Source organism: Sodalis glossinidius str. 'morsitans', assembly GCF_000010085.1.
Taxonomy (GTDB): Bacteria; Pseudomonadota; Gammaproteobacteria; order Enterobacterales; family Enterobacteriaceae; genus Sodalis; species Sodalis glossinidius.
The window spans coordinates 561,676-573,546 of sequence record NC_007712.1 but is presented as its reverse complement, the minus strand read 5'-3'; the positions used below and the strand labels follow the sequence as shown (position 1 = coordinate 573,546).

At 54.9% G+C, this 11,871-nt stretch carries 26 protein-coding genes, 1 tRNA gene and 1 pseudogene; 5 read left to right on the top strand and 23 right to left on the bottom strand.

Annotated elements, in window-relative coordinates; genetic code table 11:
- Nucleotides 1-4 precede the first annotated feature (4 nt).
- The 21 genes and pseudogenes from SGP1_RS02970 to SGP1_RS26455 form a co-directional block, all read right to left on the bottom strand.
- The gene (locus tag SGP1_RS02970; RefSeq protein ID WP_011410185.1) at nucleotides 5-295 is read right to left on the bottom strand and encodes a VpaChn25_0724 family phage protein; all 291 of its coding nucleotides are present in this window, start codon (nucleotides 293-295) and stop codon (nucleotides 5-7) included.
- Nucleotides 292-804 (bottom strand): DUF2730 family protein, encoded by a 513-nt coding sequence (locus SGP1_RS23210; protein WP_011410184.1) that lies wholly within the window; start codon nucleotides 802-804, stop codon nucleotides 292-294. The genes SGP1_RS02970 and SGP1_RS23210 overlap by 4 nt, the downstream gene beginning before the upstream one ends.
- Nucleotides 798-932, bottom strand: a complete 135-nt coding sequence (locus SGP1_RS34915) for a glycoside hydrolase family protein (protein WP_279379477.1) — start codon at nucleotides 930-932, stop codon at nucleotides 798-800. The genes SGP1_RS23210 and SGP1_RS34915 overlap by 7 nt, the downstream gene beginning before the upstream one ends.
- Nucleotides 890-1,144 carry a glycoside hydrolase family protein gene (locus SGP1_RS32555; RefSeq protein WP_243466155.1) on the bottom strand — a complete coding sequence of 85 codons (255 nt, stop codon included), beginning with the start codon at nucleotides 1,142-1,144 and terminating at the stop codon, nucleotides 890-892. Before SGP1_RS32555 ends, SGP1_RS34915 begins: the two co-directional genes overlap by 43 nt.
- 261 nt (nucleotides 1,145-1,405) lie before the next feature.
- Nucleotides 1,406-1,735 (bottom strand): Mor transcription activator family protein, encoded by a 330-nt coding sequence (locus SGP1_RS02950; RefSeq protein WP_341532838.1) that lies wholly within the window; start codon nucleotides 1,733-1,735, stop codon nucleotides 1,406-1,408.
- A 176-nt stretch (nucleotides 1,736-1,911) separates the two neighbouring features.
- The gene (locus SGP1_RS30580; RefSeq protein ID WP_158302320.1) at nucleotides 1,912-2,058 is read right to left on the bottom strand and encodes a hypothetical protein; all 147 of its coding nucleotides are present in this window, start codon (nucleotides 2,056-2,058) and stop codon (nucleotides 1,912-1,914) included.
- Between the two features lie 36 nt (nucleotides 2,059-2,094).
- Nucleotides 2,095-2,400, bottom strand: a complete 306-nt coding sequence (locus SGP1_RS26465) for a phage protein GemA/Gp16 family protein (protein ID WP_243466154.1) — start codon at nucleotides 2,398-2,400, stop codon at nucleotides 2,095-2,097.
- Between the two features lie 23 nt (nucleotides 2,401-2,423).
- Complete coding sequence (locus SGP1_RS02940) at nucleotides 2,424-2,765, bottom strand: DUF7694 domain-containing protein (protein ID WP_011410183.1); 342 nt, start codon at nucleotides 2,763-2,765, stop codon at nucleotides 2,424-2,426.
- A gap of 2 nt (nucleotides 2,766-2,767) precedes the next feature.
- Complete coding sequence (locus SGP1_RS02935; protein WP_011410182.1) at nucleotides 2,768-3,223, bottom strand: hypothetical protein; 456 nt, start codon at nucleotides 3,221-3,223, stop codon at nucleotides 2,768-2,770.
- Complete coding sequence (locus SGP1_RS02930) at nucleotides 3,220-3,723, bottom strand: hypothetical protein (RefSeq protein ID WP_041866590.1); 504 nt, start codon at nucleotides 3,721-3,723, stop codon at nucleotides 3,220-3,222. The genes SGP1_RS02935 and SGP1_RS02930 overlap by 4 nt, the downstream gene beginning before the upstream one ends.
- A 114-nt stretch (nucleotides 3,724-3,837) precedes the next feature.
- Nucleotides 3,838-3,918 carry a DUF3164 family protein gene (locus tag SGP1_RS34910; RefSeq protein WP_279379458.1) on the bottom strand — a complete coding sequence of 27 codons (81 nt, stop codon included), beginning with the start codon at nucleotides 3,916-3,918 and terminating at the stop codon, nucleotides 3,838-3,840.
- Nucleotides 3,906-4,127: a DUF3164 family protein gene (locus SGP1_RS32550; protein ID WP_243466153.1), complete on the bottom strand. Its 222-nt coding sequence runs from the start codon at nucleotides 4,125-4,127 to the stop codon at nucleotides 3,906-3,908. The genes SGP1_RS34910 and SGP1_RS32550 overlap by 13 nt, the downstream gene beginning before the upstream one ends.
- Nucleotides 4,120-4,428, bottom strand: a complete 309-nt coding sequence (locus tag SGP1_RS32545) for a DUF3164 family protein (RefSeq protein WP_243466152.1) — start codon at nucleotides 4,426-4,428, stop codon at nucleotides 4,120-4,122. The genes SGP1_RS32550 and SGP1_RS32545 overlap by 8 nt, the downstream gene beginning before the upstream one ends.
- Nucleotides 4,429-4,523: 95 nt before the next feature.
- On the bottom strand, nucleotides 4,524-4,757 hold the full coding sequence (locus SGP1_RS02920; RefSeq protein WP_050747368.1) for a hypothetical protein: 234 nt from the start codon (nucleotides 4,755-4,757) through the stop codon (nucleotides 4,524-4,526).
- Entirely contained in the window at nucleotides 4,741-5,157 is a 417-nt protein-coding gene (locus tag SGP1_RS02915) for a hypothetical protein (protein WP_041866589.1), read from the bottom strand. The genes SGP1_RS02920 and SGP1_RS02915 overlap by 17 nt, the downstream gene beginning before the upstream one ends.
- Nucleotides 5,158-5,442: 285 nt before the next feature.
- Nucleotides 5,443-5,502 (bottom strand): hypothetical protein, encoded by a 60-nt coding sequence (locus SGP1_RS36065; protein WP_424141150.1) that lies wholly within the window; start codon nucleotides 5,500-5,502, stop codon nucleotides 5,443-5,445.
- Nucleotides 5,503-5,534: 32 nt separating this feature from the next.
- Nucleotides 5,535-5,777 (bottom strand): annotated as a pseudogene (locus SGP1_RS02910) (hypothetical protein); the annotation flags it as partial.
- The gene (locus SGP1_RS36060; RefSeq protein WP_083765057.1) at nucleotides 5,744-5,896 is read right to left on the bottom strand and encodes a DNA-binding domain-containing protein; all 153 of its coding nucleotides are present in this window, start codon (nucleotides 5,894-5,896) and stop codon (nucleotides 5,744-5,746) included. The pseudogene SGP1_RS02910 and the gene SGP1_RS36060, both read right to left, overlap by 34 nt.
- Nucleotides 5,897-5,908: 12 nt before the next feature.
- A complete protein-coding gene (locus tag SGP1_RS34905) occupies nucleotides 5,909-6,040 on the bottom strand; it encodes a hypothetical protein (RefSeq protein WP_279379435.1) in 132 nt (43 codons plus the stop codon).
- Nucleotides 6,033-6,326, bottom strand: coding sequence for a hypothetical protein (locus tag SGP1_RS02905; protein WP_041866587.1), 294 nt, complete (start codon nucleotides 6,324-6,326; stop codon nucleotides 6,033-6,035). Before SGP1_RS02905 ends, SGP1_RS34905 begins: the two co-directional genes overlap by 8 nt.
- Before the next feature lie 96 nt (nucleotides 6,327-6,422).
- Complete coding sequence (locus SGP1_RS26455; protein WP_083764654.1) at nucleotides 6,423-6,650, bottom strand: helix-turn-helix domain-containing protein; 228 nt, start codon at nucleotides 6,648-6,650, stop codon at nucleotides 6,423-6,425.
- Nucleotides 6,651-6,782: 132 nt separating this feature from the next.
- Here SGP1_RS26455 and SGP1_RS23205 point away from each other — a divergent pair, with 132 nt between their 5' ends.
- The 3 genes from SGP1_RS23205 to SGP1_RS02890 all read left to right on the top strand — a co-directional run bounded on the left by SGP1_RS23205 (nucleotide 6,783) and on the right by SGP1_RS02890 (nucleotide 8,896).
- Nucleotides 6,783-7,340 (top strand): helix-turn-helix domain-containing protein, encoded by a 558-nt coding sequence (locus SGP1_RS23205; protein WP_050747367.1) that lies wholly within the window; start codon nucleotides 6,783-6,785, stop codon nucleotides 7,338-7,340.
- Nucleotides 7,341-7,568: 228 nt separating this feature from the next.
- The gene (locus SGP1_RS02895) at nucleotides 7,569-7,931 is read left to right on the top strand and encodes a hypothetical protein (protein WP_158302319.1); all 363 of its coding nucleotides are present in this window, start codon (nucleotides 7,569-7,571) and stop codon (nucleotides 7,929-7,931) included.
- Between the two features lie 17 nt (nucleotides 7,932-7,948).
- On the top strand, nucleotides 7,949-8,896 hold the full coding sequence (locus SGP1_RS02890; protein WP_041866585.1) for a hypothetical protein: 948 nt from the start codon (nucleotides 7,949-7,951) through the stop codon (nucleotides 8,894-8,896).
- A gap of 87 nt (nucleotides 8,897-8,983) precedes the next feature.
- On the opposite strand, the gene SGP1_RS02885 is transcribed toward SGP1_RS02890, so the two are convergent.
- Both SGP1_RS02885 and orn read right to left on the bottom strand, forming a co-directional pair.
- A tRNA-Gly gene (locus SGP1_RS02885) sits at nucleotides 8,984-9,058 on the bottom strand.
- Between the two features lie 147 nt (nucleotides 9,059-9,205).
- Complete coding sequence (orn, locus tag SGP1_RS02880; RefSeq protein WP_011410177.1) at nucleotides 9,206-9,751, bottom strand: oligoribonuclease; 546 nt, start codon at nucleotides 9,749-9,751, stop codon at nucleotides 9,206-9,208.
- Nucleotides 9,752-9,853: 102 nt separating this feature from the next.
- Here orn and rsgA point away from each other — a divergent pair, with 102 nt between their 5' ends.
- Entirely contained in the window at nucleotides 9,854-10,891 is a 1,038-nt protein-coding gene (gene rsgA / locus SGP1_RS02875; RefSeq protein WP_011410176.1) for a small ribosomal subunit biogenesis GTPase RsgA, read from the top strand.
- Between the two features lie 82 nt (nucleotides 10,892-10,973).
- Nucleotides 10,974-11,861 carry an archaetidylserine decarboxylase gene (asd, locus tag SGP1_RS02870; RefSeq protein WP_011410175.1) on the top strand — a complete coding sequence of 296 codons (888 nt, stop codon included), beginning with the start codon at nucleotides 10,974-10,976 and terminating at the stop codon, nucleotides 11,859-11,861.
- The last annotated feature ends 10 nt before the right edge of the window (nucleotides 11,862-11,871 follow it).

Genomic DNA, 11,871 nt, shown 5'->3' with positions numbered 1-11,871 from the left:
CCCCTTAGCGCCGACGCGGCTTCTTCACACCCAGCACGGTCGCGCGACCCTCAGCGACCTCCTGCCCGCTCCCGCACAGATGGGCCACCAGATAGCCGCCGGGTAAGGTGTCGAGTCGCAACAGGTCCTGCTTCGCCAGCCAGGCCAGCAACACGCGCACGCAGGCGCGCGACACCTTATGACCGTAGGCTTCGAGGCAGTCCTGAAACACCGATTCATTTAATTCGCCGTGATAATCATTCAGTGAACGCACTATCACCAGGCACTGGTCTTGCGTCAAAATATCGTCAATCATCCGTCACTCCGGTAAAGGGCTTTTTCCACCAGTAACTCCAGCTGATGCGTCACCGCCTGCAAGCTGGCGCGGGTCTCTTTCAAATCGCCGCGCAGCTCGGTGATTTCCACTTTCAGGGCATGCACCGTCTGCGCGGATGGCGTGGTCCCCAGGCGGGTTTCTACCGTCAGCAGACGGGCGTCGCGGCGCACCCGGTCAGCCACAGGGCCAGGCACAGGCTCACGGATGCAATTGACCCGCGATAACCGCTGGCGCACCTGCTGGCGGCCTTTTTCACTTTCTCCGCATTGTTGCTCTTTTTCATGCTCGACGGTCTGATCCAGGGTATGAAAAACCTGCTGCGTCTGCCGCTGCTCGGCGAGCGCCTGCCAGGCCGCATCGCGCTCCTGACGCAGGGTATACAGCACGGTTTCACGCAGGCGTTCACGCTGCCAGAGCCAGCCACCGGCCCCTAACAGGGAGGCCAGCAGGCACAGGGTGAATACGACTCTCAGACTGCCTGTCACCATTTATCCTCGGGGGTGGGCAGTCCGTGCCGGCACAGCCATTCATCGGCGGTGCGCCGATTGACCAGACCGTTCAGCGTGACGCCATTCACCTTGACCCAGCGACAAAGCTCATCGCAGGCCGCCGGCATTGATGCGCTTTAGCAGGGGCGAGCGCGCAAAGGCCCCCATTGTGAATAAACGCCGCGAGCGCCACACGCTGCCCATCTGATAGCGGCACGGTGACATGCTGGTCAATCACGGCGAAAGCCTGGCGCATATCCGCCGCCAGCAGGGCCTCACACTGCGCCGGCGTTTTGGTCGTCTCGGGAGTGATGTCGCCACCGGTATGGCCGTAGCACACCGTGAGTACGCCGCCACTGTCGGCATAGGGTCGGTGGCGTGACCTTCCCAGAACGCGGTATAGCAGGTGGCCATCGCCAGTGCGCCGGCACCGGATAGGGCCAGCAGTTTTTTACGCAAGGGTTCGGGCAAAGCGGGCATAGCGGTCTCCTTAACGCGCTGATGCGCACAAGGATAGGGCGTTAACCGACAGGGAAGGGATTACGCTCCGTTAACAATCCGTCCCATGGGGGCCAGTCGATTGTCCGGGCGAGTCGCGGGGTCAGTGGGCGAAGAGATCTGGCTGTGTGCGGCGGGCGTGGAGTTGGCGCTGGGTGGCGATAATATGGTAAATCTGCTGCTGACCGAGCCGGTATTCGCGGCGCAGGCTCTCGATGCGGGTCCCCTTGAACCAGCGGCTGAATATCTCATCATCGCGCAAGGCGTTAAACAGGGTATCGCCCTTGGGCAGGTAATAATTGCGCCCGCCGGTATAGGCAGCCAGCGCGGCGGCCTGCTTGCGCGCCCGTTCTGGGTCAAAGCCCTGGCGTTGCAGCTCGTTGTCCATCACATCCACCAGAGCGCCCAGCAACTGCGGCCACTGGCGCTGCAAGGGGTCTCCTCCGCCACGGTCTCCATACGGTCAAGGTGCGGTGCATCCTGCAATAAATCCGGTTGTTCCAGGGGCATGCGTAACCTCGTCTGCTGGGAGGTTAATAGGGTACTCAGTATACAAAAAACCCCGTCGGGTCGGCGGGATTTGTGCGCGTGGATTATGCCTGTGCCTGATTAACGGTCGCAGACACGGGTATAACTTTCTACCGCCGTACCCGGCGGAAGCTTTGCCAGCATGCAGCGCCAGTGCCAGCACTTGAGGCTTTCAAGCACCTTGACGGCCAGCGCACTATCCTGATTAAGCCAGGCCAGCTGCGCCACCCCCCAGCCCGCCGTTTTCCTTGGCCGTGGTACGCCTTATCCAGACATTGAGCGCCGCTTCAGTGTCCGACTGTACAAATCCCTGGCGGTGCATGGTCTGCCAGATGGACAGGATTTGACCGGTGAAGCGGGTTTAACGCCGCGTAAAGAGGGCTTTGAACGCACGTTAAAGCCCTTTTTCTTAAACGCCTCCAGCACCCTGGCCAGCTCGGGTACGGTCATATCCCGGCAGCTGGTTTTTGTGCTACACACCTTGCCAAGCGCCGCGCGGTAGGTCTCGTCATCAAGCTGGAGTTGACGCCGGGCAAGGTGAATGAGTTTGATAAGTGTTGAGCGGTCCACGTATTCTCTCCTGTTTCGCAGCATCATGACTCATGTCTCCAGGCAAAAGGCCGCTTTTCCAGCAGAACCCACAGATGCCGCATATTAGCGACATTGACCACATCCTGTGCGGCGGGATAGACCTCGACCGCATCCTGCCCAGCAAAACCGACCGAATCCTTAATCTCTTGCAGGCTGTCCCACGATATCCCGTCTTTCCAGCGCTCGTTACCGCCAAGGGCCAGCAGATTGACCGTCAATCGGTAAATGCCGTTACCTTCATCGAATACCTGAACCAGCACCTCGGGATGGATAAACATCTTTAGCCGGCGAGGGTCATGGTTCTGCGGCGGCCACTGGGCGACGGGAATGGATAATAATTCCATACTTACCTCCTCGAGACCGGCGTCGGGTCAAAGGGTAAATAGCGCAGCACCTGCGCGCTGATATTCTGCCCGCTGCTGGCGCAGCGGCATCGGGTGGGGGAAAGTGTTAGATACGCCAGCATAAAGGCGGGCACGCCGTCTTTTTTCTGTGCCCAGTCCTGGGTTTCTGCCACCACGCAAACCTGCTCACAGCCTTTTGCGCCGATAGCCAGCAGCGCAACCCAATCGGGCAACAACCGACCTTCCACCCAGGGATAGCCAGGACGGGGGCTTGTGGTCGGACTGCCCAGGGCATAGAAGCCATTAAGCTCTGTTAGCACGCCATCCAGCACGGCCCGGCGCAGCATATCAATCAACTCACCGGGTTTGAAGCCCGTGCGTTGAGCCAGGTCACTACAGGTCAGGCGCGGGGTAAGATGCAGTTGTTCAAGGACCTGTTTCATCACAATATTGCTCATGCTGAAACCTCCCGGGACGGTGTTGCTTCACGCTGTGCTTCACTGATGCAATGCTGGGCTACATGCCAGAAATGCCCGACCGCCTTACGGATAAACCGGGCAGCCAGACGCTTATCGGCGGCGGTGCTGCGGCCACGGTTATAGAGGGCCAACGCCTGCTCGCCGGCATCCAGCGCCTCGTTGATAAGGTTGTCGGGGGCGAAAGTGGCGTCCGTCGTCTGCGGTGAATCTTGCGGCAGTAGACGCCGGGCGAGGCGGTGCAATTTGCGAATTTTTTCATCCTCCATTATTGCCCCCATGCCGCCAGAGCGTAGCTGTTCAATCATGATGTCAACCTCGACGGCGGCCGCGCAGACCTGCCCGACGTTCTGCTCATGAGTAAGGAAACGTGATAGCGCCCCGGCTAGTTGGCTGCAGGCATCAATGATTTTTAACATTTGCCGGTCATGGCCCCACCGTGCCAGGGCGGCATCATAAATAGACTGTTCATTCACTGACATAATATGTCCTCGGCTAAATTTTGCGCTCACGAAGCCCTGACGCACGCACCGGATTTAAAACCATCGATTAAAAAGGCATTACAGTCTGGAGATATCGAGCAGCAATTGTGTATATTATTTGTTCTCCTCCCGTTGATAAAAACGAATATAACGGGTCGAGCCGCTGACTTTTATTGAGTCCGTCACGGCACGCATAGCCTCTTGCTAGTCTTCATCGTAATATCAAGGTCTCGTAGTGATAGCACGCTATTGATATCAATATAGCCCTGTTTATTGACATTGAAAGCGCGGTTGACCAGCGCCATCAATTTGGCATCGGCACCGCCTGACCATCTAGTAATACAGGCCTCTATTTTTTCTTTTGCGACCTGAATACGCTCATCAAAAATACGGTGCTCATCCACCGGCTCTACGCACACTTCGCTCGCCGTCAAAGCTGGTCAGCGTTACATTACCTTTAGTGGCACCATAATTGACGCCGTACTCTGCGGCGGACAGGTCGATAAAATCGCTTATCTGCTGCATGGCGCGCTGTTTGAACGCGGCCATTTGACACCGTAGTTGACGCGCCTCGTCAAACAGGGCATTGACCAGCTCGTCGCTCAATTTATCAACGGGCTTGATAGTGTCAGCGGGCACCAGGTGACCCTGTGCGTTGCGCCGGTAGCCCGCCGGGATGGAGGGCGTGATATTTAGCTCGTTCATCGTCAGTCTCATGTTTACTTTTTGCGATTATCACTGGCGGCTATCGCTAGCGGTATGATGATAAAAAAACAGCACTGCCACAACGTCGTCTTCAGTCATGGCCACTCCCAATACACCAGACACCCCTCAATCCGGCGGGCGTACACCTGACGGCGCTCTCCCTGGCAGTAAAGGGTGATTTCCGTCGCTTTATCCCTCTCCTCCGGGCGTACCGGCGGGGTGATTTTTATAAAGGGGCGCTGGCAGTAACGCTGGGTATGCAGGATGTCACTGCCCGCCTGACGTAGCCGGCTGCGCACGGCGTTTATGGCATCAAACATGTTCATCATTGTGACCTGTCCTTTTCAGCATTTTCATTGATAGGCGAGCCTCACACAGTAGCTTGCTCAATAAAACCGGCCCCGATCCGGACGGTACTGCCCGCCCGGACAGCAATACCCGTAAGGTGTGCCAGGCGGTGTACCACGCCTGACGCCGGCTTGGGCCAGAGAGAGTGCACCCCAGTTGCAGCGCTTCCCAGACATCCACATCAAATCCCTGCCACCGGTAATCATGTTGCTTGGCCGAGGGTAAGGTCGCCGCCGCCATCTCATACCGGTCCAGATAGAGGTACGGCGTTGCCCCGCGTGACAGGGTGATATATGGCCGGATGCTATTATCAAAGTTATAACGTGCGTAGCGGGCCATACGCCGCAGGGCGCGGACTTCATGGCGTAAAGGGTTATTCATCACTGGCTCTCCTGAGTAACTGGTTCATGTCATGACATAACTGCATCATCACCTCCTGCGCATCCGGCAGTACATAGAGCGCGTCCCCCACGGTTGCCAAACGACACTAACAGACTGTGTGACGATTCCAGCGAAACAGACACCACCCGCCGGGTATTGAGCAGCACCTGGCGTCCGGCTGCTGTCGGTAAAGAGCACACCGCCCATACTCACCCCCTTGCCGGCAGCAGGTCGGTATCGGTATACACCTCCCTGAACGCCGCCTTGATGTATTTTTCCCCCCAGTTAGTCCTGGGCATCACCGCTGGCCATCAGCCATGCCTGGCGCAGGGTGTGCGACAACACCCGCAAGGCACCGGCTTTCTAGGCAGGTCGCTAAGACCTAGCGCTTCCGCCAGTTCCAGCAGACACTCGGTGATGCTGGCGTGGGCCGGGGAAAAGGTCACCATCCAGGTATTAGCATGCTGGCAGTACTGGCGGGCGGCAAAGGTTTTACCCACCCCCGGCACCCCGACAATCACATTCATGCACTGCGCCAGCCGGACAAACTGGAACACCGCCCATATCTCCTTGACCGTGGCCGCTTTCACAAACTGCGGTGGGGCGGGCAAGGTCTTTCGTAGCACTTGGTCAGTGCCGGTTTTTCCAGGCGAAGGTAATCCGCTTTGATAAATTCCCAGGCGTCATCATGAAAATTGGCCCTGACTGCGCTTTTACGCTCAAGTAGGCGGTTATCCAGTAAAGCAGGTCCCTAATCCGGGCACGCCTGTTTTTTCACCTTGCCGTACCAACGGTGTAACGTGTTGGCGGACATCTCCAGCGAATGCCCTGCTGCCTGTGCGGCAGCCCTGACGCTCAACCCGCTTTGTACCAGCTCATGCATCAGCAATACGGCCTTGACCCGTTCGCCGGCCTGGTCCCGCTGGGCAGTAGTAGCACTTTCCCAGCAGCGCCATAAAAAAGCGCGCTCGGGGGTTGACCTGCTTTTTCTTAGGCAAGGTGATCAGACCCTGAGAGGTTTCTATCTGATTGCGACATTTTAACACCGCTGCCCGGATTTCAGCCGGAAGGGCGGAAAGATGGTATTTCATCGCCTTGCTCCCTTCGCGCTTGCGGCACAGAGCCGCATTATCCTGAACAAAGGTTTCTAGCTTTCTGCTTACATTCATTGGGAGCACTGCTGGGAAGTCCCGGTAACCCCGTGCATTCCTGAACGGTGACCCAGATCTCTCCGTTCATACCGCTTCCTTGAACTGCGGGTATTTTTATACATAACGACTCGGCCAAATGGCTTGAGGCGTCACACCGATAGCCTGCGCGATGATCTGTTCACCTTTAGGCCAGTGATACCGAAAGACGTTGCGTAACGTATCTGATGCCAGCCCGAATTCTCGGGAAAGCTGGCTTAACGTCTTGCCGCGTTTTCTGACCGCTGCTTTTACGTCTTCTCTATGCCAGTCGGCGGTACAAGAGTCTTGGAATTCTCGAGACATTCTGCGATCCTTAAATGTTAACCGGTTACGGTAAAAGACTATACCAAAAAAGTTCTATAATAAACACTTTTTTCAAACTTTATCGAATCATTATTAACTTAATTGTTTTATAGATAAAAATGTGGTGATTTTATGAGCAAAAATAAAAATTATTCTTTTGATGATATCGAAAAAGTTCTATTTAGAGAGAACTTACAGAAGAGTATGATCGGAGAGACAAATAGCTCATTTGCTCGAAAATGTGGTGTGTCTGAGACGATGATTAGAAAGTACTTAAATGGTGATGCATTCCCTAGAGCGACTACGATAAGTAAGATATCTGAAGTTACGGGGAAGAGTATTGCCTGGCTTCTCGGTGAACAGAGTTGTGATGAAGTTCGAATATCGAACAAAAATGTCGAAGAAGAACAATGCGACAAAGAACTTAACTTATTGATAAACTTGTTTAAGTATTTATCTGGAGATCGAAAAATAAAAGTATTACAACAAGTTATGCATGAAGTTTCGAGTCAACTCACAAAACACGAAGCCGAGCAAGCTCCCGGGGTATCACCTAGAGTTATGAACATTGCACTTCAAATTAGCAATTTACCCAGGGACAAACAAAAAAATATTTTACAGGAGTATGGTATTCATGAACACGAATCAGGGATGACATTAAGTACTTTAGAAAATAAGGAAGCTAGCTAACATGCGCAAAATGTTAACTAACTATTGTTAGTTTATTCAAAGTTAGTTCGAGTTTGAACATACTTTGAACGCGACTATACTGACTTTAGAATGGATCAAGTTGTTTGCTTAATTTTATCTTTCAGCTATCAAATGGATCACTTTAGGTGAGTCCCCACACTCGCCGACATGCATGCGCAATTTTTATCAGGTGATGAGCTCTCGCTGCGATTACGGCAAACGGCGATTTTGCAACGCATGCCCTCCGGCGAGCGCATGGCAATGCTGTCTTTACCCAGCGCGCAGATCTACTCATGGTCGATGCATCTCGATGCCATGGCGCTACGCTCGCGGTATCCCGTATTGTCATTATGGCTCAGCTGGCAGCGTCAGATTTTCCCGCTGTTAAACAGCACGACGACGGCGTTAATGCGCCTTGAGCAAAAGCTCACGCTCAATAATGCTTACATTAATGGCAAAGCGGCGTCAGGCAGATTGGCCGCCGGCGGCTTTGGCTCTCATGACGCCATGTGGATACAAGAAAAAGACAACATTACCCCCCTACGGCTTACAGATTATTTCACAGCGAAGATGTCTTTTATGGCGAGGTGATTACCGGTACTCAGGGGATGAGCTCGTGGTTTCTGGAATTAGACAAAGCCTCTTTACCCATTGTATCACAGTTCACTTACGATATCAAACCGCAGGCTGAAATCACTACCGAAATTTACCGCAAAACCGTCACATTCTACACGCCGTATCTGGGGATCTTTACCCTCAATCGATCGCGGGACACGTCGAAAATCGTCTTCGCGGTTTATGCTCCCAATTACGGCTGGTTTGTGACCCTCGATGAAAAGCGATACCTCTCTTTCCATCGCTTGAACAGCCCGGAAACGATTTATTCTGACCATTATGACAATGTGATTACGGCCGACCACGGGTTTACTATCCCCGATGATGTGGATATCAAGCGCGTTACCCTAAGCTTTATCGACAATGCAGGAAGGTATTTTTATGCGGATGGCATTTCATGGCGCAATGCGGTAGATAAGCAATATGTCTGGCAGCCGGATCAGGGTTTTAGCCCGTTATTTGTTAGCCCGGAGCATGACTTTTTAGGCTATGCAAATAATGATAGCGCCACGATAGTATTATTTCAGGTGCATCTCGGTTACAGCATCTTATTACGAAAATTTTCCTCCGCGCCGAACCACATTCAGGCGACGGCCGTCGCCTTTGCGCCATTAAATGCCCTGTTGGCTATCGCATACAGTGATGACTTTGTCTGTGTCTACAATATAGCGGGTGTCAAACCCAACGCGGTCGTCTATCCCCTGTTATATGCCGACCTGACGCTTGGCGTCGCCTCAGCACAGAGCCACCTGCCCAGCTTGCCGAAAAGCGTAGTGTTGCGATTCGAGGGAATATTTACACATCTCAAAGTTATCCATAATGTGCATAATGTCAGCGCCACGGGCACCATCAACAACAGTTCCCCAATATCAACGCTTTCTCCTTGCGCCTTTAGCAGAGCGTCCTCAAGGGAAACGCGGTACGGACGTCACGAAAGATAACCTGGCGGCGTAGTTCAGCAGAGAGTACACGCGTAAGCATAGAGAACGGATGAACGACTGATTGTCTAACGCATGAAAGGAAGAAATTGGAGCGGGAAACGAGGCTCGAACTCGCGACCCCAACCTTGGCAAGGTTGTGCTCTACCACTGAGCTATTCCCGCTTGGGCGTAACGTGAAAGTCTGACGTTACGGGGAGTGAATTATACGGGAATCGCGCACCGCTGCAAGCCTTTCAGCGTTAAAAAAGGCGTTCGCCGGTGCGATTGGCGTAAAAATAACCACAGCTATGCAGGTTTCGCTGCCACGGACTACAGGCGGATGAAATGCTCGCGATAATAGGCCAGCTCCGCCACCGATTCGCGGATATCGTCCAGCGCCTGATGAGTATTGTTTTTCTTCAGCCCGGACAAAATTTCCGGCTTCCAGCGGCGCGCCAATTCTTTCAGCGTACTGACATCCAGGTAACGGTAGTGAAAATACGCCTCAAGCGCCGGCATATAGCGGAACAAGAAGCGCCGATCCTGACCGATACTATTGCCGCAAATCGGCGATTTGCCGGCGGGCACCCAGTCGGCGAGAAAGGCCAGGGTCTGCGCCACCGCCGCCTCTTCATCAAGCGCGCTCTGCCGCACCCGGTCAACCAGCCCGCTGGCGGTGTGGGTGCGAACATTCCAGTCATTCATCAGCGCCAGTTGCGCGTCGGATTGGTATATGGCCAATACCGGACCTTCCGCCAAAATAGCCAGATTGGCGTCGGTGACCAGCGTCGCTATCTCGATAATGCGATCGCGTTCGGGATCAAGCCCGGTCATTTCCAGATCGATCCAAATCAGATTGTTATCATTTACCGGCATGATTTTCTCGTAGCAAGGGATTTTACGGCTTATCTGGTAGAATACTCTGTATGATAGCCGTTTTCATCGCCACGGGCGATTCATCCGTTTAAGTGAGGCGCAGTGAGCAAAAATAAACTGTCCAAAGGTCAGGAGCGCCGGGTACAGGCCAATCATCAGCGCCGCTTGCAGCAGCGCGAGCGCGGCGCCGCCCATTGGGACGACCAGCCGTTGGGCGAGGCCCAGGAGGGCGTGGTTGTCAGCCGGTTCGGCATGCATGCCGACGTGGAGGACGCCGCCGGACGCATTTATCGCTGCAATCTGCGCCGGACGCTGAAATCCCTGGTCACGGGCGATAAGGTGGTCTGGCGCGCCGGCAGCGAACAGCCGTCCGGGGTTAGCGGTATCGTTGAGGCGGTTCATCCGCGCCGTTCCGTGCTGACGCGCCCCGATGTCTATGATGGCGTCAAACCGATTGCGGCAAATATGGATCAAATCGTCATCGTCTCCGCCCTTTTGCCAGAGCTGTCTTTAAATATTATTGATCGCTATCTGGTGGCGTGCGAAACGGTGGAGGTAGAGCCGCTCATCGTACTGAACAAAATCGATCTGCTGACGCCGGCAAGCCGCACGGAAGTGGAGCAGCTGATGGCTATCTATCGCCGCATCGGCTATCGGGTGTTGATGGTGTCAAGCCAAACCGGCGAAGGGATGGATCCTTTCCGGGAGGCGTTGACCGGGCGCACGAGTATTTTTACCGGCCAGTCGGGGGTGGGTAAGTCGAGTCTGCTTAATGCGCTATTGCCGCCGGAACATGAGAAGATTTTGGTCAATAACGTTTCCGATAATTCGGGGCTCGGGCAGCACACCACCACCACCGCCCGGCTGTATCATTTCAGCCATGGCGGTCATCTAATTGATTCTCCAGGGGTGCGCGAACTTGGCCTGTGGCATTTGGCGCCGGAACGCATTGCCCGCGGTTTCATCGAATTCAGGGAGTATCTGGGCACCTGCAAATTCCGCGATTGCCGGCATGATACCGATCCCGGCTGCGCGATTCGGGGTGCGGTGGAAAGCGGCACCATCGCCCACGAGCGGTTCGATAATTATCATCGCATCTTCGACAGTATGGCTCAGGTCAATGCCCGTAAGTCGTTTTGATGGCCCGATCGCTGACTTTTAACGCCGCCGCCGGTACAATGCGGTCCCTTTTGGCTAAACACATAACAGGAACGAGGTCCCCGTGCTGGACAGGATAAAGATAGCTTTACAACACCTACTGCCTAAGCGCTGGCTGACGGAGCTGGCCGGTTGGGGCGCTGAACGCCGGGGCGGCTGGCTAACCCGCGGGGTCATTACTCTGTTTGTGCGCTGGTATAAAGTCGACATGCAGGAAGCACAGCAGCCGGATGTGGCCACCTATCCCACCTTTAACGCATTTTTTGTCCGGCCGCTGCGCGATGAAGCCCGGCCCATTGATGCCGACCCCGCCGTGCTGGTGTTGCCGGCGGACGGGATCATTTCCCAGCTCGGCCCCATTGAGGGCGAGCAGGTGTTCCAGGCGAAGGGGCATCACTACAGCTTGGAAGCGCTGCTGGCCGGCAATGAGTCCATGATCACACGGTTTCGCGACGGCAGTTTCGCCACCACCTATCTCGCCCCGCGCGATTATCATCGCGTGCATATGCCCTGCAACGGCGTGTTACGCGAAATGTTGTACGTGCCGGGGGAATTGTTTTCGGTGAACCCGTTGACGGCGGCGAATATTCCCAATCTGTTCGCCCGCAACGAGCGGATTATCTGCCTGTTTGATACCGATTTCGGTCCGATGGCGCAGATCCTGGTCGGTGCAACCATTGTCGGCAGCATTGAAACCGTGTGGGCGGGGACCGTTACGCCGCCGCGGGAGGGGATTATCAAGCGCTGGCGCTACCCTCAGGCGGACGCCGACGGGGCGGTGGTACTGCTGAAAGGCCAGGAGATGGGGCGCTTTAAGCTGGGTTCTACCGTCATCAATCTGTTTGCCGGCAAAAATGTTCTGCTGGGCGAACATCTGTATACCCGCTACGTCACCCGCGTCGGTCAGCGACTGGCCCACGGCATCGCGCAAACCGACAGCCCGCTGACCTGATTCACCTACG